Here is an 18,753-nt window from a genome sequence, read left to right on the forward strand (position 1 = left end):
CCTCGCCGTGGATATCGTCCTCCAGAATGAGCACATCGGCCCCGCCCGCCACACCCGTCCGAAGCCTTCTCCGGAAGGTCCAGCTCGTGGTGCGTCCGCTTCGCGTAAGCTACCCGCAGCCCCGGAATCGCCAGCCGCTCCAGCAAACCACAGATCATCGCCGTCTTTCCCGACCGCGAAGGTCCCCGAACACACACCACCACCGGCCCAGCGGGTCCATCGGTCATCGTCGCCTCCCAGCCGCAGCCGCAGCCACACCATCATCCCCGCGGCTGCCTACCCTTTCTCCGTCCCATCAGCGCCAAAATCCCGACCCTATCGGCCCTACTGGGCCGGCGCAACGAACGACTTGAACGTCGGTTCCATCCGTTCGAACAGCTCGTCCACCGTCCACGGCTTCGCCCCCTGCAGCACCACCTGCGGAGCAATATTGTTGTAGAGCGTGATGCGGTACCCAGCGATTCCAAAACAGCGCCCCGTAATCCAGCCGCCCGCGTCGCTCGCCAGGTACACCAGCGGCGGCGCGATGTTCGCCGGGTCCCGCTCCGTCCCCCGCGCAGCCTCCGAGCTCACCCGCCCCGAACCCTGCGCCGAGCGATCGGCCGGAACCGTATCCGTCATCCGCGTCGCCGCCCCAGGCGCGATCGAGTTCGCCGTCACACCGTAGCGGCCCAACGCCCTCGCGCAGCTCAACGTAAAACCCCAGATGCCCATCTTCGCCGCCGCATAGTTCGGCTGCCCCGGCGCTCCGAAAAGCCCCGAACCCGACGTGAAATTGATCAGCCGCCCCCCATGCCGCGCCTGCCGCCAGTAGAGCGAAGCGAACTTCGTCGTCGCGAACGTCCCCTTCAGATGGACACGAATCACCGCGTCCCACTCCTCCTCCGTCATGTTGAACACCATCCGGTCCCGAAGAATCCCCGCCACATTCACCACAACGTCCAGCCGACCCCACTCGTCCAACACCGTCCGCACCATGTCCTCCGCCGCCTCCAAGTCCGCCACATCACCGAAATGCGGAATCGCCTCCCCGCCGGCCGCCCGAATCTCCGCCACCGTCTGCGCCGCCGGCGAACTGTCCGCACCCTCCCCCGCCACCGACGTCCCCAAATCGTTCACCAGCACCCGGCAGCCCTCCCGCGCAAACAACAGCGCCACCTCCCGCCCGATGCCCCGCCCAGCACCCGTCACGATCGCCGTCTTCCCATCCAGCCGACCAGCCATTGCGAACCTCCAGTCCGTTCAACCTGCGATGGCCCGCAATCTTACCCTCACGTCAGCGTTCGTCGCACCTCACCGCATCGCCTTCGCACCCGCGATGCGCTCGCTGTTCTCCAACAACACGTTCACCTGACTCTCGCTCAAGTGCTCGTCCAAAAGCGGCAGAAAAACCGCGTCCTCCGCGTCGAGGTGCGCCCGCGCCAAAGCGTAGAGCCCGTACAGCAACGGCTCGAGATACCTCGCATAAGCGCCCGCCTCCCCGCCCTCGTTCGCCGCCGCCACGACCCGCCGCAAATCCCCCACCATCGCCCGCATCTCCCCGTGCTGGTGCACCAGAACATCGCACGAGCCCACCGTACCCATCACCCCATCGACCGTCGGAAAGAGCGTAAACTCCTCCGCATCCGAAGCCGGTAGCAGCGTCCCCTCCACAAAACCGAGCGCCTCCGCCAAAGCAGCCCTGGCCTCCCCCTCGTCCCCTCGCCCCACCGCCGCCGCCGCCCTCATCAGCCGCGGCAGCCCCCCACGAAGCGATGCCCGCCACTCCCGGTACGGCCCGATCACCCGGTCCATCGACACCTACCCCCGGCGAAACTCCCCGCCGAGTCTGACGTCCCCGCGCCCCCGGGGCAACTCACCCAGCCCCCGTGCTACCCTTTCCCCAAACCACTGCGAACGAAACCGGAGTAGCACCCGTGGCCACCAAAGACCCGCGCGAACCCTTCACCCGCATCACCGTCCACGAAGCCAAACAAAAACTCGACCGCGGCGAAGCCGTCCTCATCGACGTCCGCGACCCCCACGAATACGTCGAAGTCCACGCAACCGGAGCCCGGCTCATCCCCGTCAACACCGTCATGAACGAAATCAAGCAAATCCGCGAATTCGCCAACGGCAAAGAAGTCCTCTTCATCTGCCGCAGCGGCCAGCGCAGCGCCCTCGCAGCCGAATTCGCCACCGCCGCCGGCCTCGATGACCTTCCCCTCTACAACGTAGAAGGCGGCACCCTCGCCTGGGTCGAAGCAGGCTTCCCCACCGGCGACTAAGCAAACCCCCACCCCATACATCACGACTCGGCACCCTTCCTTTACCGACAGGTAAGGCCACCTTGACCATCGGCTCACCGCATGACTAGGATTCGCCCGCTGCACGTGACGAATCCCGCCACCCGTGTCACCGGCCCGGCACGAGCAGCTTCACTCCAGGAGGGAAAAAACGATGTCCAACGCTCGGGGATGGACCAGGGTCACCTGGCTTCTCCTCATCGCCGCCCTCGCCACCGTCCTCGCCGTCGCCTGCGGCGGAGACGACGATGACGACACCGGCGGCGACGTAACCTACGGAAAGGCCGGCTTCAAAACCGTCGAAATCGCCTCCGGCCAGCCCATCAAGATCGGCTACTCCGGCCCACTCTCCGGCGACCTCAAAGGCATCGGCGAACCGATCCAGAAAGCCGTAGAACTCGCCGCCAAAGACAAAACCATCAAGGGCCACAGCATCCAGGTCGTCTCCAAAGACGACCTCTGCTCCGCCGACGGCGGCGCCTCCGCCGCCACCCAGCTCATCCAAGAGGGCGTCGTCGCCGTCGTCGGCCCCGTCTGCTCCGGCGCCGTCGTCGCCGCACAGCCCCAGTACGAACAGGCAGGCATCACCCACGTCTCGCCGTCGTCCACCGCTCATAAGCCCACCTACCCCGACCGCGGCGAAGTCTTCCAGACCTTCCTCCGCACCACCTATAGCGACGATATCCAAGGCCCGGCCCAGGCCAAATTCGCCAAAGCCACCCTCGGCGCGAAGACCGCCTACATCGTCTACGACACCGACGCCTACGGGTCCGGCCTCCGCGACGCCTTCAAAAAAGCCTTCGAAGCCGAAGGCGGCAAAATCCTCGGCAGCGAAGGCTACGAAAAAAAGCAGACCGACTTCAAAGCCATCGTTACCAACATCAAGAACCAGAATCCCGACATCGTTTACTTCGCCGGCTTCTACTCCGAAGCAACCCCGTTCATCAAACAGCTCCGCGCCGAAATGAAAGACGTCAAATTCCTCGCCGGTGACGGCGTCAAAAACGACGAATTCATCAAAGGCGCCGGCGCCGATGCCGAGGGCGCTTACCTCTCGCTCCCCAGCCCCGTCTACACCGGCACCGCCTACCAGACCTTCGGCGACCGCTTCGAAAAAGAAACCGGCATCAAGCGCGACGCCAGCCCCTTCGTCGCCGAGGCCTACGACGCCGCAACCATCATCCTCAACGCCCTCGAAAAAGTCGCCAGCGAAAAAGACGGCAAACTCGTCATCGACCTCGCGAAGCTCAACGAAGAAATCCGCAAGACCGAAATCGACGGCGCCTCCGGCAAAATCAAATTCGACCGCCGCGGCGAAAACGTCGGCGGCGAGACCCCCGTCAGCCTCTTCGTCGTCAAAAACGGCGCCTTCGAACAGCTCAAACAGTAGCGTCCAAGGGCGCCGGCCCCCATACTCCCGTCGCCCAGCGGAGAGGCGCCAGGCCCCTGGCGCCTCTCCGCACGTCAACCCCGCTCAGGAACGCCCATGTTCGCAGCGCTCCCACTCTCCGTCAGCTTCTGGTCCGACCAGTTCGTCAACGGCCTCACCACCGGTAGCCTCTACGCCCTCATCGCCCTCGGCTACACCATGGTCTACGGCGTCCTCAAAATGATTAACTTCGCCCACGGCGAAGTCTTCATGATCGGCTCCTTCGCCGGCTACGGCGCCCTCGTCGCCATGGGCGGAAACGACCTCGCCGGTCCCACCATCGCCGTCGCCATCCTCGGCGCCGTCATCGTCGCCATGGCCGCCTCCGTCAGCACCTCCGTCATCGTCGAACGCCTCGCCTACCGCCCCCTCCGCAACGCCCCTCGCCTCGCACCGCTCATCAGCGCCATCGGCGTCTCCATCTTCCTCCAGTACCTCGTCCTCGAACAGACCTCCGCGCGGGCAAAGTTCTACCCCGATATCTTCCCCCGCGGCTCCCTCACCGCCGGCCCCTTCCAAATCACCTACATCCAGCTCTTCCTCATCGCCAGCTCCATCGCCATGATGGCCATCCTCTACGCCATCATCCAACGCACCCGCCTCGGACGCGCCATCCGGGCCGTCGCCGAAAACCCCACCAACGCCTCCCTCATGGGCGTCGACGTCAACCGCACCATCGTCTTCGTCTTCATCCTCGGCGCCGCCATGGCCGGCGTCGCCGGCGTCCTCTACGGCCTCTTCTTCCAAACCATCCGCGGCTCCATGGGCTTCATCCCAGGCATCAAAGCCTTCACCGCCGCCGTCCTCGGCGGAATCGGCAGCATCCCCGGCGCCATGGCCGGCGGCTACGCCCTCGGCCTCGCCGAAACCGTCGGACGCGAACTCCTCAACCAACTCCCAGGCATCGACCTCGGCAACCAGTGGCGCGACGTCATCGCCTTCACCCTCCTCGTCGGCATCCTCATCTTCCGGCCCACCGGCATCTTCGCCGAACGGAGGACGACCCGTGCCTGAACCCAACCCCACCCGCCCCCCCGCACTCGCCATCCTGCTCCAACTTCGCTGGCCCCTCTTCCTCGCACTCTGCTGCCTCGTCCCCTTCTTCGTCAGCGACGTCTGGGTCCAAATGCTCGTGTTCGTCACCCTCTTCGCCCTCCTCGGGCTCGGCCTCAACGTCGTCGTCGGCTTCGCCGGCCTCCTCGACCTCGGCTACGTCGCCTTCTTCGCCGCCGGCGCCTACACCATGGGGCTCCTCACCTCCCCAGGCTCGCCCATCGACGCCAACCTCGACTTCTGGCTCATCCTCCCCCTCGGCATCCTCATCGCCAGCGGCGTCGGCCTCCTCCTCGGCCTCCCCGTCCTCCCCCTCCGGGGCGACTACCTCGCCATCGTCACCCTCGGGTTCGGCGAAATCATCCGCCTCTTCCTCATCAACCGCGACGACCTCACCCGAGGCTCCCAGGGGCTCTCCGCCATCCCCCGCCCAGAACTCCTCGGCATAGAAATCGATAACTTCACCCGCTGGTACTACTTCGTCATCGCCGCCGCCGTCCTCGTCGGCTTCTGCACCACCCGCCTCCGCGATTCCCGCATCGGGCGCGCCTGGGAAGCCATCCGCGAAGACGAAGACGTCGCCGCCGCAATGGGCGTCAATACCACCAAATACAAACTCCTCGCCTTCGCCACCGGCGCCGCCATCGGCGGCCTCGGCGGCGTCATCTACGCATCCTTCATCGGCTTCATCAGCCCCGCCGCATTCTCCCTCCAAGTCAGCATCGACGTCCTCGCCATCGTCATCATCGGCGGCATGGGCAGCACACCCGGCGTCATCCTCGGCTCCCTCATCCTCGTCGGCGTCCCCCGCATCCTCCAATTCCGCGAAACCAGCGACTTCCTCGCCAACCTCGGATGGCTCCGCGAAACCCTCAACGCCATCATCGGCGGGCTCGACGCCATCACCCCTGGCTCCATCGGCCGGCTCCCACCAACCGAAACCTGGGGCGCCCAACTCGCCGACGACACCCGCTTCATCATCTTCGGCGCACTCCTCGTCCTCGTCATGGTCCTCCGCCCCTCCGGCCTCTGGCCCTCCACCCGCCGGCGACTCGAATTCGCCCACGACGAACCCCCCGCACCGGCAGCCGCCCCATGACCGCCGCCGAACTCATCGTCGACGGCCTCGGCATGCAGTTCGAAGGCCTCACCGCCCTCGCCGACGTCACCCTCCGCGTCCCTCCCGGCGAAATCCACGGCCTCATCGGCCCCAATGGCGCCGGCAAAACCACCTTCTTCAACTGCCTCACCGGCTTCTACCGTCCCACCGCCGGCGCCGTCTACCTCGCCGGCCAACGCATCGATGGCCTGCCCCCCCACGTCATCACCGGACTCGGCATCGCCCGCACCTTCCAGAACATCCGCCTCTTCGCCAACATGACCGTCCTCGAAAACGTCCTCGTCGGCGAACACCAACACATCGCCGTCGGCGGCACCGACATCCTCAGCACCCGCCGACCCGTCTACCCGACCGTCATCGAACGCCTCCTCGTCCTCCGCGGCTTTCCCCGCGCCGCCGCCAGCGGCATCGTCGAAATCGCCGGCGCCATCGCTCGCCCGCCCCGCGTCCGCGCCGCCGAATCCGCCGCCCTCGACCGCGCCCGCGCACTCCTCGCCGCTGTCGGACTCCGCGGCCGCGAAAACGACCTCGCCCGCAACCTCCCCTACGGCGACCAGCGCCGCCTCGAAATCGCCCGCGCACTCGCCACCCGCCCCAGCCTCCTCCTGCTCGACGAACCCACCGCCGGCATGAACCCCCAAGAAGCCAGCGCCATGGTCAACCTCATCCGCCGCATCCGCGACGAATTCCAAACCACCATCATCCTCATCGAACACCAAATGCGCGTCGTCATGGGCGTCTGCGAAAACATCACCGTCCTCGACTACGGCCGCAAAATCGCCGAAGGCCCGCCCGCCGCCATCCAGCGCAACCCCACCGTCATCGAAGCCTACCTCGGCACCCGCGCCATCCAGAGAGACGGCCATGCCACTCCTTGACATCCGCGACCTCCACGCCGGCTACGGCGCCATCCTCGCCGTCAAAGGCATCTCCCTCCACGTCGAAGAAGGCGAAATCGTCACCCTCATCGGCTCCAACGGTGCCGGCAAATCCACCACCCTCCGCGCCATCTCCGGCGTCATCCGCCCACGATCCGGCCAGATCACCTTCGCCGGCCAACGCATCGACCGCCTCCAGCCCCACGCCATCGTCCGCCTCGGACTCTCCCACGTACCCGAAGGCCGCGGCATCTTCCACAGCCTCTCCGTCCACGAAAACCTCCTCATGGGCGCCTACACCCGCAACGACACCGTCCAACAAGACCTCGACCGCGTCTACCGCCTCTTCCCCCGCCTCCAAGAACGCCTCCGCCAGCCCGGCGGCACCCTCTCCGGCGGCGAACAGCAAATGCTCGCCATCGGCCGCGCCCTCATGGCGCGCCCACGCCTCCTCCTCCTCGACGAACCCTCCATGGGCCTCTCCCCCGTCCTCGTCGAAACCATCTTCCAAACCATCCAGGAAATCCGACGCGAAGGCGCCACCGTCCTCCTCGTCGAACAGAACGCCCTCATGGCACTCGAAATCGCCGACCGCGCTTACGTCATCGAATCCGGCCAAATCACCATCTCCGGCACCGGCGCCGAACTCAGCCGCGACGACTCCGTCCGCCGAGCCTACCTCGGCGAAGCCTAGCCCCGCGCCCAGCCACCAGATCACCAGAACCGAGCATCTCCCGCCCCCTTCCAAACGACCCCTTCGTTCCCCCGACAACTGGCGGCCAATTCTACCACTGCACCATCCGCGCACCCGGCAGACCATCCGCGCCCCCGATACCCCTCACAGGACAGCCGAGCCATCCTTCAGGCACAATCTCCGCGGCACCAACCCCACCGCGACAGGAGCACCATGGACGCACTCCAGGGCGTCACCGTCCTCGACTTCACCAGCCACCTCGCAGGCCCTTACTGCACCAAACTCCTCGCCGACCTCGGCGCCCGCGTCATCAAAATCGAACGACCAGGCGGCGACCCCGCCCGAAACCTCCCCCCATTCCTCCACGACCAGCCCGGGCCCGAACGCAGCGCCACCTTCCAGTACCTCAACACCAACAAAGAGTCCGTCGTCGTCGACCTCAAAAAGCCCCCCGCGCGAGACCTCGTTCGCGCCCTCGTCGCCATGGCCGACCTCGTCGTCACCGCTTCCCCACCCCGCGTCGAAGAGCGGCTCGGCATCGACTACCCCACCCTCTCCAGCTACAAAGACATCCCCGTCGTCGCCATCACCAACTTCGGCCACGACGGGCCCTACCGCGACTACACCCTCGACGACCTCGTCGTCTACGCCATGGGTGCCGAAATGTACAGCCACGGCCTCGCCCACCGCGAGCCCCTCAAACTCGGCGGAACAGCAGCGACCCTCCAATGCGGCGCCATGGCCGCGGTCGCAGCCATGGGCGCCCTCACCGCCTACGAAGTCCACGGAACAGGACAGCTCGTCGATGTCCCCTGCTTCACCACCCAGATCAGCAACATCGACCGCCGCAGCTCCAGCATCCTCGCCTACCGATTCTCCGGCCGCATCCAAGACCGCCCCACCTCCCACATCTCCGGACTCGCCGGCGGCATCTATCCCGTCGCCGATGGCTTCGTCGAAATCGCCGCCCTCCCCGGCACCTACTGGCGACGCTTCGTCGACATGATCGGCGACGAAACCCTCCAAGACCCCGCATGGGATAGCCCCCTCGCCGCCCTCCAGCCCGGCGCCCGCGAAACCGTCGACGCCATCGTCTACCCTTGGATGCTCGAACGCACCCGCGCCGAAGTCTGGCAAGCCGCCCGCGAGCACCACGTCATGTGCGGCCCCCTCTACACCGGCCTCGACCTCTGGAACGACGAAACCTTCCACCAACGCGGCTTCTGGACCACCATCCAGCACCCCGACCTCGGCCAACTCCCCATGCTCGGCCGCCCCTACATCTTCGAAAAGACCCCATGGCGCATCCGCACCGCCGCACCACGCCTCGGCGAACACACCCGCGCCATCCTCGGCGAAGCCGGCCTCCAACCAGCCGCCATCGATTCCCTCATCGCCTCCGGAGTCATCGCATGACCACCCCCCTCCCCCTCCAAGGCATCCGCATCTGCGACTTCACCGCCGTCTGGGCCGGCCAGACCGCCACCATGTACCTCGCCGACCTCGGCGCCGAGTGCATCAAAGTCGAAAACCCCTTCATCTGGAACCCTATGACCCGCGCCGCAAGCCCCCGGATGAACGCCATGATGGCCCAGCTCATGCCCCCGTGGATCGCCGGCCACCCGCCCGATCCCGGCCCCCGCCCTTGGAACAACAGCCCCGCCTTCATCCAAGTCCTCCGCAACAAAAAATCCTTCACCGTCGATAGCCGCCGGCCCGAAGGACGCGCCATCGTCGAACAGCTCATCGCCACCAGCGACGTCCTCGCCGAAAACCTCGCCATCGGCACACTCGAAAAACTCGGCCTCGACGACAACGCCATCCGTGCCATCCGCCCCGACATCATCATCCTCCACATGCCGGCCTTCGGGCGCACCGGCCCCTACGTCGAAGGCCGCGGCTATGGCGCCCACATCGATAGCGTCGCCGGCTCCACCATCCTCCGCGGCTACCGCGACACCGCCCCCATCGACAACGTCAGCATCTTCGCCGGCGACTTCTGGGGAGGCATGCATGGCGCCATCGCCATCATGGCCGCCTTGCGCCATCGACGACGAACCGGCCAAGGACAGACCATCGAAATGGCCCAGGTCGAATCCTCCGCCCATATGTTCCCCCAGGCAGCCCTCGACGCAGCCTGGAACGGCCGCGAACACCGCACCATCGGCAATCGCTCCATCGAAGGCCACGTCCCCAGCGGCGTCTTCCCCACCGCCGGCTCCGACCGCTGGATCGCCATCTCCTGCCGAAGCGACACCGAATGGCAAGCCCTCGTCGATTTCCTCGGCCGCCCCGCCTGGGCCTCCGACCCCACCCTTACCACCGCAGCCGGTCGCGTCGCCGCCCAGGACCTCATCGAACAGCACCTCGCAGCGTGGACCGCCACCCGCGACCGCGACGAACTCTTCCACGCCCTCCAGAACGCCGGCGTCACCGCCGGCCCCGTCCTCGACGCCAAAGAAGCCGCCGAAGACCCCCACCTCGCCGCCACCAACGCCTGGAAACGCCTCCCCGCCACCGACGACTACCCCGAAGTCGATTGGCTCCGCCCACCCTACCGATTCTCCAAATCCGACGTCGACCTCCGCACGCCCCCCTGCCTCTTCGGCGAACATAACGACTACGTCTACCGCGAAGTCCTTGGCCTCGACGACGCCCAAATCGAAAAACTCGCCGCCGCCGGCCACGTCGCCACCACCTTCGACCCCGACGTCATCGCCAACGCATGATCCCCGGCGCCACCAAAACCCTCGTTCCCACCGCTCCCGGGATCCACCTCGAAGTCTACGAAGCCGGTGCCGGCCCCACCGTCATCCTCCTCCACGGCTTCCCCGAACTCGCCTACTCCTGGCGCCACCAACTCGGCCCCCTCGCAGCGGCCGGCTATCGCGTCGTCGTCCCCAACCAGCGCGGCTACGGAGCCAGCTCCGCCCCGCCCGAAATCGAAGCCTACGACCTCGAAGCACTCGCCGGCGACGTCGCCGCCCTCATCCGCCACACCGGCAACCGCCCCGCCGTCGTCATCGGACACGATTGGGGCGCGCCCGTCGCCTGGCACACCGCCCTCCGCTACCCACACCTCGTCCGAGCCGTCGGCTCGCTCAGCGTCCCATACGCCGCCCGCCCGCCTCGGCCACCTCTCCAAACGTTGCGCGAGGCGGCCGGGCCCGACCACATCCACTACATCGACTACTTCCAGCAGCCAGGCCTCGCCGAATCCGAACTCGAAGCCGACGTCAGCGCCTCCCTCGCCGGCTTCCTCTGGTCCATCTCCGGCGACGCCCCGCCCGCCGAACGATTCCGACCCATCCGCAAAGGCGCTCGCTTCATCGACTCCTTCGCCCCACCAGCCACACTCCCCTCCTGGCTCCGCCCGGTCGACCTCCAGGTCTACGTCGCGGCCTTCTCCAAAACCGGCTTCCGCGGCGGACTCGCCTGGTACCGCAACCTCGACCGCAACTGGGAGCGTACCGCCGACCTCGCCCACGCGGTCGTCCACCAGCCCGCCCTCTTCATCACCGGCTCCCGCGATCCAGCTCGCAATCCACCAGCCATCGACCGCATCCGCGACGTCGTCCCCCACCTCCGCATCCTCGCCATCCTCCCAGGCTGCGGGCACTGGACCCAGCAAGAGCGCCCCGCCGAAGTCACCGCCCACCTCCTCCAATTCCTCGCCACCCTCCCCACCGCCTGACGCGCGCTGTCACCCATCGGTACCCCAGCTTCCACCCAACCGTCCGCGCATTTTGCCCGACGTTTACGAATTCCCCGGACGCGCTTCACACCCCACCCGTATCCTGCCCAACGAAGGGTCGGAGGTTCGCACGCTCTCCCCCACCTTCTCCGCCCCGGAGCTCACCGCTCTGGGCCGGTCTCCGGCGAACCTCCCCCCTCGGCCCATTCCCCGCGGCACCAGCCGCGGGTCCGTCCTCGCGAGCGCCCGCCTTTCCCCGGGGCGGGCGCCTCGCCCAAAAGCCCCAGCCTCCCGGCGTCCCACACCTACCTCTCCAGCGTGAACGCCCGACAAGCAGAGAACCCGCCGTTGGCCCGGCGGGTTCTCTCGTCGTACCACGTTCCTAGATCGCTGATGGCAACCCGCCGATCAGCTCGCCGTCGCCGGCACCCGCGCCTCCAGCCGCACCGTCGCAACACCAGCCGTCGCAAAAAAGCCCGTCACCACACCGCCTTGCAACAGACTCGAAAGATACACGTGCCCCGCCGGGACCCGTTCTGTCACCCACGCCGGCGCCTCGACCACCTGGCCGTCACCGCTCACCCGCACCAGGTCGCCCGTCGCGATGCCCAGCGCCCGCGCATCCTCCTCGCTCACCTGGATACGATCGTACCGGTGAAGCTTCTCCGCCTCTGGATGCCGCAGTGCGGCCGCATCCTGCGCCGTATAGAGGTCCCGCGAAGCGATGACGCGCCAGCCCTCGCCCACCGCCGGCGCCTCGACCGGAACGGCCACCGCCCGGCTGCTGCGCGGCACCGGCAGCTTCACCCCCTCCCCGATAATCAGATCCCACGCCGGCTCGTACAACGCATCCGCCTTGGCGATAGCGCCCAACGCCTCGTCCGGCGTCGCCGGCACCTCCACCCCGAGCTCCTTCGCGAGCACGCGGAGCGCCTCCCACAGCGGGACAGCGTCCCCCTCCGGCCGCACCGCCGGTGCCAGCCGCTGCGCCCGAAAATCCGCGCTCGTGTACGTGCCCTCCGACGCATAAGCCCGCCCCTCCGCAATCACCGCCCCCGCCCGCTTCGCCGTCGCATGGGTGAGACCGTCGACTACCACGACCGTACCGATCCGATCCAACGCCGCCGCAGCCCCTGGGAGCCGCATCGTCGGGTCGTCGCGGATCACGAGCAGCCCCGCCAGCCCGTCCAGCGGCGCAGCGCCCCCCTCGGCACCGATCCCCTGGTCCAGGAGCCCCCACGTGTTCGCCTCCGGCGGCAGCACCGCAAGGTGCTCGCTCGCCGCCTCGCCGAACAGCGCAACCGCAAGATTCGCCGCCCCACCCGTCATCGACTCCGCGATCGTCGGGCTCACCGGGTTCGGCGCGCACACCACCATCGTCGCCTCCCGCGGAGCCTCCCGAAGCAGCGCCGCCGCCTGGGCGATCTCCTCGCTCGCCGCGGTTCCGCCATCCAGCGCCTCCGCCAGCCGCTGCGCGGCCAGGCCCTCCTCGCCCGCAGCCGTCCTGATCCAAACCGAGGCAAAGTCGACCAACTCGCTCCGCAGCGGACCGATCACCACGAGCTTCGCCTTTTCCCACACCACCGCATCCTTGATGCGGACGCTCACCACGTTGTGGCTCTCCTCGATATCGTCCGCCACCGTCACGATCGCCTTCGCCTTCGGCAGCCGTTCGAGATTCGCAGCCATCCGCCAGGTGCCGAAGCGCGCCTCGAGCGCGCCCTTCACCGCCCGCACCACCGGCCCCATCGCCTGGTCCGCCGGTCCACCGAACGCCTTCCTCGCCAGCGTCTGGATAACCAGCGCCTCTTCGTTCGTCACCGTCCCGCCAACCAGCACACCCACCCGGCCCCGGCGAGTTGCATCGCGCAGCATCCTCGCCGCCTCTGCCGCCGTCTCCGCCAGCGTCGCAGGCGCCTGAATGTTCCCCCGTCGCAGGAGATGCTTCGCCAGCCGCTCACGCGGCTTCAACGAATCGTAGTGGTATCGACCTCGCACACAGATCTGGTCGCCGCTGAACGCATTCCCATCGCCCGGCCGCACGATCACCCCCCTCCCATCCTTCGAACCCAGACGAATACTGCAGCCCACCGCACACGAATCGCACGTCGTCGAGGTCCACCTCTCCGGTTTGGCCACCCACTTGTTGGGATGCTCCATCAACGTCGCCGTCGGGCAGACATCGATGCAAGCCCCCGAAAAATCGCAGTTGCTCTCGTGAATCGGGCCACCCGCCCCAAAAGCGATCATCGCATCCCAGCCACGCCCACTCAGCGTAATCGCACCCGTGTGCCGCTTCTCATCGCACGCCCGCACACAGCGCGTACAAATGATGCACATCTGTGGGTCGAATTCCATGAACGGATTGCCGCGGTCCGCCGGCGGCTGGGGCGTCTGGTACCACGTCCGCTGCTCCCCCACCCACGGTTCGTACCCCGCACTCCCCACCATCTCGCACGTCGCCTGCAACTCGCATCGGTAGTTCTTCGAGCACGTCAAGCAGCGGTGCGTCACCACATCGTCGCGAAGGCAGATGTCACCCGGGTGGCAGTGCTCCCGCCGATGACACGTCAGGCAGCGGTCGCTGTGATTCGCCAAAATGATCGACACCACCGACCGCCGCCCCTCCAGCACCTCCGGCGTGTTCGTGCGAACCACCATGTTCTCCGTCACCACCGCCGTGCACGAAAGCTGGAGCCCTGGCGGCCCCTCGATATCCACCAGACACGAGCGGCAACCCGCATACGGCTTCAGCCCATCGATGTAGCACAGACTCGAAACGTAGAACCCGTTGTTCTTCAGCACCTCGACCAGCGGCGCACCAACCGGCGCCTCGATCACCTTGCCGTCGACAGTTATCTGGACCATGGGCTCCCTACAGGCGGTGGAAATCGGCGTCCGGGTCCGGTGCCTTCATGCCGTTCGGATACGTATTGTTGTTCCGCTTCAAAAATTCCTGCGCCACCCGGGTCAGCGCATGCTTATCGCGGTACATCTCCTCGAAGTCGTACACCGCATCGTCCAGCGGGCCCCCAGGCTGAATCGCCTCGTACGGGCACGCCTCCGTACAGAGCCCGCAGTACATGCAAATCCGAAAATCGATCTCGTACCGGTCGATATTCCGCCGCCCCTCCGCATCCTGGCTCGTCGCCACCAGAATGCACCCGTCCGGGCACGCCTGCGCACACGTCGAACACCCCGTGCACCGCTCCTCGAACCACAGCAGATTCGTCCGCGCGTAAACGGGGACCTTCCTCACCTCTTCCGGATACTGAATCGTCGCCGGCGGCCTGAACATGCTGCGGAGCGTCAGGCTCATCCCCTTCGCGATGCCCTTGCCGTATGCCATCAGGCCGTCCCCCAGTCGTCGCCGAGTCCCAATCCGGCTTCGGCCCCCTGATCCTACCAACGGGGGATTGTGATTACAAACACAAGGCTCACTCCGGCGCAAGCTCCCGCCGCCTGCCCGCCATCCCCTCCTCCTGCACGAACAGCCCGTACATCACCATCGAGACCAACGCCAGCCCCGCAGCCGTCGGCCCCAACGCCGTATAGCCGCCCACCTCCAGCGCCAACCCGCCCACCAACGACCCCGTCACAATCCCGAACTGCTGGCCCGCCGCATTCAACGCCATCACCGTCCCTCGGTACGCCGGCGACATCTCCGTCATCATCGCCTGCGAGCTCGCGAAGCGCGCACCGCCCGATACCGCGAACAAGAACAAAAACCCCAAGCCCATCGCCATCGCACCCGCCGCCGTCGTCGTCAGCGCAATGAACACCGCGCACATCGCCGACGTCCAGAGAATCACCGGCCGCTTCCCCACCCGATCGGCCAGCCGTCCCCCCGCATTGCTCCCCGCCAACACCCCCAGCCCCATCGTCATCGTCAGCCCGCCCAGCGCCCACTTCGCCACCCCAAACTCATCGTGAAAATACGCACCCATATAGGTCGCAAAAACGAACCAATAGCTCGTCGACAAATAGTTCGAAACCAGCGCGGCCGTCGTCGCCCAGTCCCGCAGCACCCGCGGTACCACCTCCATCCCATTGCCCGACGCACCCGCCTCGCGCGGCGCATCCGGCGGCAGCCGGCGGAACAGCAACCACGTGAACACCACCAACAAGCACGCGAGCGCCACGAACGTCCACCGCCACGAAAGCACCCCACTCACCACCGCCCCCGCAGGGACCCCGAAAATACTCGCACTCGTATTCGCCGAGATCACCCACGACATCGCCCGCCCCCGCTCCTCGTACGAGAACAAGTCGCCCACAGCCGCGAACACCGCAGGCGTCAGACAGGCCACCCCGAGCCCCGCCAGCGCCCGCGCCGCCAGCAGCGGCACGAACCCAGGAGCCAGCGCCGAAAGCACCGTCGCCACCGTCAACGTCGCCATCCCCGCCACCACCACCGGCTTACGCCCGACCCGATCGATGAACGGCCCCGAAAACACCGCCGCCACCCCGCCCGCCACCGAATAGGCCGTCACCAGCAAGCCCGCCACCGCCACCCTCACCCCGAAATCCTCCGAAATCTCCGGAAGAATCGGCGTGATAATCAAATTGTTGAACACCACAGCGAACGAGGCCACCGACAACAGCGCCAGTACCAGCGTCCGTTGCGATCGTGGCCCCGTCAGCGACACACCCCAAGCCTACACGGCAGCCCGCGGATCCGTCAGTTCAGCAGCTTCAGTAGCTCCCTCGTCGCCTCCGCCGCCGCCACCACCTTCGCCCGCTCCTCCTCCGTCAGCGGCAGCTCGAACGTCCGCTGAATCCCGCCCTCCCCCAGCTGGCAAACCGTCCCGCTGAACACGTCCCGGATACCGTACTCACCCTGGTGGTACACCGAGCACGGAATCAGCCGCCGCTGGTCCAGCAAGATCGCCTCCACCATCGCGATCGTCGCCGCCGAAGGCGCAAAATACGCCGACCCCGTCTTGTACAGCTCCCCGATCTCCGCACCCCCACGCATCGCGCGGGCCACGATCGCCTGCACCCGCTCGGGCGGCAGCAAATCCGTCAGCGGCACCCCGCCCACCCGCGTCTGCGAAACCACCGGAACCATCGTCGTGTCCGTATGCCCGCCGATCACGTAGCCGTGCACATCGTTCACCGAAACCCCGAGCTCCGCAGCGATGAAATACCGATAGCGCGCGCTATCCAGCGCCCCACCCTGGCCGATCACCCGCTCCCGCGGAAAGCCACTCGCCTGCATCGCCACGTGACACATCGCATCCATCGGGTTCGAAAAAACGATGATCACCGCCCCCGGCGAAGCCTTCGCCGCAGCCGAAACCTTCGACCGGACAATCTCCGCGTTCCCGTTCAGCAACTCCTCACGGCTCATCCCCGGCTTCCGCGGCGCCCCCGCAGTCACCACCACCACGTCGCTGTTCGCCGTCTCCTCCCAACCATCCGTCGCCGTGAGCCGCGTCGAAAACCCCTCCCATGGCGCCGCCTGCGATTCGTCCAGCGCCTTCCCGTGGTGCATCGTCCCCGCGAACTGCGGATCGTCCTGCAGCACCACATCGCAAATCCCCCGCTCGATGAGGCGCTGGGCCATCGCACCGCCGGTCATCCCGGCGCCCACAATCGTCACTTTCTTCCGAGGCATCGAAGCTCCTGCCGAACTGAACTTTGCTCGCCAAGGCTAGCACGCACCAGCCTTACCCGCGCCGCGCCAACCCCCGTACGTCCGCCCTCGCGTACACTCGAACCGTGGACCAAGCCCACATCCGCAACTTCTGCATCATCGCCCATATCGACCACGGCAAGTCGACCCTCGCCGACCGCCTCCTCGAACGCACCGGCACCATCTCCGACCGCGAAAAAGCCGAACAGGTCCTCGACTCCATGGACCTCGAGCGCGAAAAAGGCATCACCATCAAAGCCGCCGCCGCACGCATGCTCTACCGCGCCAGCGACGGACAAGAATACGAACTCAACCTCATCGATACCCCCGGCCACGTCGACTTCGCCTACGAAGTCTCCCGCTCACTCGCCGCCTGCGAAGGCGCCCTCCTCGTCGTCGACGCCTCCCAAGGCATCGAAGCCCAGACACTCGCCAACGTCTACCTCGCCATGAACCAGGACCTCACCCTCATCCCGGTCCTCAACAAGATCGACCTCCCCCACGCCGAACCCGAACGCGTCGCCGCCGAACTCGAGCGCGTCATCGGCTTCAGCCGTAACGAGATCATCCTCGCCAGCGCCAAAGAAGGCACCGGCGTAGATGCCATCCTCGAAGCCATCGTCCAACGCATCCCACCCCCCCGCGGCAACCCCACCGCACCCCTCAAAGCCCTCATCTTCGATTCTAAATACGACAGCTACAAAGGCGTCGTCGCCCACGTCCGCGTCTTCGACGGCGAGATGCACGGCCGCCGCAACCTCCGCCTCATGGCCACCGGAGCCGTCTTCGAACCACTCGAATTCGGCATCTTCAGCCCAAGCATGCGGCCCCTCGAAGGCCTCGCCTCCGGCGAAGTCGGCTACGTCGCCACCGGCCTCAAAGACGTCGCCGAATGCCGTGTCGGCGACACCATCACCTGGGCCGACGAGCCCGCACCAGAGCCCCTCCCCGGCTACCGCCGCGCCAAGCCCATGGTCTTCGCAGGCATCTACCCCACCGATTCCGACCAATACCAAGAGCTCCGCGACGCCCTCGCCAAGCTCGTCCTCAACGACGCTTCCCTCGTCTACGAACCCGAATCCTCCGCCGCCCTCGGCTTCGGCTTTCGCTGCGGCTTCCTCGGCCTCCTCCACCTCGAAATCATCGTCGAACGCCTCGAACGCGAATACGGCCTCGAACTCCTCACCACCGCCCCCTCCGTCGAATACCGCGTCCAGCTCACCTCCGGCGAAGAAATCCTCGTCGACAACCCAGCCGACCTCCCCGACCCATCCAAAATCGCCGTCATCTCCGAGCCCTGGGCCAAGATCGACATCATCACCCCCAGCCGGTACATCGGACAGGTCATGGAGCTCGTCACCAGCCGCCGGGGCCAGTTCCTCCGCATGGAATTCCTCGAAGCCGAAAACGACCTCGCACCCGGCGAAGCCCGCGTCCTCCTCGAATACGACGTCCCCATGGCCGAAATCCTCGTCGACTTCTACGACCAGCTCAAAGGGTCTACCTCCGGCTACGCCAGCCTCGATTACCAAATCAAGGAGTACCGCCCCGCCCGCCTCGTCAAAGTCGACATCCTCGTCAACGGCCAGCCCGTCGATGCCCTCTCCGTCATCACCCACACCCAAAACGCCGACAAAGTCGGCCGCGCACTCGTCTCGAAACTCAAAGACCTCATCCCCCGCCAGCTCTTCGAAGTTCCCATCCAAGCAGCCGTCGGCGGCAAAATCATCGCCCGCGAAACCATCCGCGCCATGCGCAAAAACGTTCTCGCCAAATGCTACGGCGGCGACGTCACCCGCAAGCGCAAACTCCTCGAAAAACAAGCCGAAGGCAAAAAGAAAATGAAACGCGTCGGCAGCGTCGAAATCCCCCAAGAAGCATTCATGGCAGTCCTCCGCCTCCGCGAATAACCGTCCACCAACACGTAATCCGTCCGAAACGCGAGCCTGTTACCCTACATCC

Annotated in this window: 17 protein-coding genes; 10 read left to right on the top strand and 7 right to left on the bottom strand. The window is 66.5% G+C overall.

What is annotated here, in order from left to right:
• The 3 genes from VAE53_RS04765 to VAE53_RS04775 form a co-directional block, all read right to left on the bottom strand.
• Positions 1-227: molybdopterin-guanine dinucleotide biosynthesis protein MobB (locus VAE53_RS04765; RefSeq protein ID WP_322818225.1), on the bottom strand; the 227-nt coding region annotated here is incomplete at its 3' end.
• A gap of 97 nt (positions 228-324) precedes the next feature.
• A complete protein-coding gene (locus tag VAE53_RS04770) occupies positions 325-1,224 on the bottom strand; it encodes an SDR family NAD(P)-dependent oxidoreductase (protein ID WP_322818226.1) in 900 nt (299 codons plus the stop codon).
• Between the two features lie 69 nt (positions 1,225-1,293).
• On the bottom strand, positions 1,294-1,794 hold the full coding sequence (locus VAE53_RS04775) for a hemerythrin domain-containing protein (protein WP_322818227.1): 501 nt from the start codon (positions 1,792-1,794) through the stop codon (positions 1,294-1,296).
• A gap of 122 nt (positions 1,795-1,916) precedes the next feature.
• Between VAE53_RS04775 and VAE53_RS04780 the strand changes: the two genes are divergently transcribed.
• The 9 genes from VAE53_RS04780 to VAE53_RS04820 all read left to right on the top strand — a co-directional run bounded on the left by VAE53_RS04780 (position 1,917) and on the right by VAE53_RS04820 (position 11,153).
• Positions 1,917-2,267: a rhodanese-like domain-containing protein gene (locus tag VAE53_RS04780; RefSeq protein ID WP_322818228.1), complete on the top strand. Its 351-nt coding sequence runs from the start codon at positions 1,917-1,919 to the stop codon at positions 2,265-2,267.
• Between the two features lie 172 nt (positions 2,268-2,439).
• A complete protein-coding gene (locus VAE53_RS04785; RefSeq protein WP_322818229.1) occupies positions 2,440-3,675 on the top strand; it encodes a branched-chain amino acid ABC transporter substrate-binding protein in 1,236 nt (411 codons plus the stop codon).
• 96 nt (positions 3,676-3,771) lie between these two features.
• The gene (locus tag VAE53_RS04790; protein ID WP_322818230.1) at positions 3,772-4,728 is read left to right on the top strand and encodes a branched-chain amino acid ABC transporter permease; all 957 of its coding nucleotides are present in this window, start codon (positions 3,772-3,774) and stop codon (positions 4,726-4,728) included.
• Positions 4,721-5,866, top strand: a complete 1,146-nt coding sequence (locus VAE53_RS04795; RefSeq protein ID WP_322818231.1) for a branched-chain amino acid ABC transporter permease — start codon at positions 4,721-4,723, stop codon at positions 5,864-5,866. The genes VAE53_RS04790 and VAE53_RS04795 overlap by 8 nt, the downstream gene beginning before the upstream one ends.
• On the top strand, positions 5,863-6,765 hold the full coding sequence (locus tag VAE53_RS04800) for an ABC transporter ATP-binding protein (protein ID WP_322818232.1): 903 nt from the start codon (positions 5,863-5,865) through the stop codon (positions 6,763-6,765). Before VAE53_RS04795 ends, VAE53_RS04800 begins: the two co-directional genes overlap by 4 nt.
• Positions 6,752-7,459 (top strand): ABC transporter ATP-binding protein, encoded by a 708-nt coding sequence (locus VAE53_RS04805; protein WP_322818233.1) that lies wholly within the window; start codon positions 6,752-6,754, stop codon positions 7,457-7,459. The genes VAE53_RS04800 and VAE53_RS04805 overlap by 14 nt, the downstream gene beginning before the upstream one ends.
• A 213-nt stretch (positions 7,460-7,672) precedes the next feature.
• A complete protein-coding gene (locus tag VAE53_RS04810) occupies positions 7,673-8,875 on the top strand; it encodes a CoA transferase (protein ID WP_322818234.1) in 1,203 nt (400 codons plus the stop codon).
• On the top strand, positions 8,872-10,188 hold the full coding sequence (locus VAE53_RS04815) for a CoA transferase (protein WP_322818235.1): 1,317 nt from the start codon (positions 8,872-8,874) through the stop codon (positions 10,186-10,188). Before VAE53_RS04810 ends, VAE53_RS04815 begins: the two co-directional genes overlap by 4 nt.
• Complete coding sequence (locus tag VAE53_RS04820) at positions 10,185-11,153, top strand: alpha/beta hydrolase (RefSeq protein WP_322818236.1); 969 nt, start codon at positions 10,185-10,187, stop codon at positions 11,151-11,153. Before VAE53_RS04815 ends, VAE53_RS04820 begins: the two co-directional genes overlap by 4 nt.
• Positions 11,154-11,561: 408 nt before the next feature.
• On the opposite strand, the gene VAE53_RS04825 is transcribed toward VAE53_RS04820, so the two are convergent.
• The 4 genes from VAE53_RS04825 to mdh all read right to left on the bottom strand — a co-directional run bounded on the left by VAE53_RS04825 (position 11,562) and on the right by mdh (position 16,773).
• Complete coding sequence (locus VAE53_RS04825; protein ID WP_322818237.1) at positions 11,562-14,021, bottom strand: 2Fe-2S iron-sulfur cluster-binding protein; 2,460 nt, start codon at positions 14,019-14,021, stop codon at positions 11,562-11,564.
• A gap of 7 nt (positions 14,022-14,028) precedes the next feature.
• The gene (locus tag VAE53_RS04830; protein ID WP_270056946.1) at positions 14,029-14,502 is read right to left on the bottom strand and encodes an NADH-quinone oxidoreductase subunit I; all 474 of its coding nucleotides are present in this window, start codon (positions 14,500-14,502) and stop codon (positions 14,029-14,031) included.
• Between the two features lie 88 nt (positions 14,503-14,590).
• Positions 14,591-15,802: an MFS transporter gene (locus VAE53_RS04835; protein ID WP_322818238.1), complete on the bottom strand. Its 1,212-nt coding sequence runs from the start codon at positions 15,800-15,802 to the stop codon at positions 14,591-14,593.
• A gap of 32 nt (positions 15,803-15,834) precedes the next feature.
• Positions 15,835-16,773 (bottom strand): malate dehydrogenase, encoded by a 939-nt coding sequence (gene mdh, locus VAE53_RS04840; RefSeq protein WP_322818239.1) that lies wholly within the window; start codon positions 16,771-16,773, stop codon positions 15,835-15,837.
• A gap of 104 nt (positions 16,774-16,877) precedes the next feature.
• Here mdh and lepA point away from each other — a divergent pair, with 104 nt between their 5' ends.
• Positions 16,878-18,701, top strand: a complete 1,824-nt coding sequence (lepA, locus tag VAE53_RS04845) for a translation elongation factor 4 (protein WP_322818240.1) — start codon at positions 16,878-16,880, stop codon at positions 18,699-18,701.
• The last annotated feature ends 52 nt before the right edge of the window (positions 18,702-18,753 follow it).

Source organism: Tepidiforma sp., assembly GCF_034432735.1.
Lineage (GTDB): Bacteria > Chloroflexota > Dehalococcoidia > Tepidiformales > Tepidiformaceae > Tepidiforma.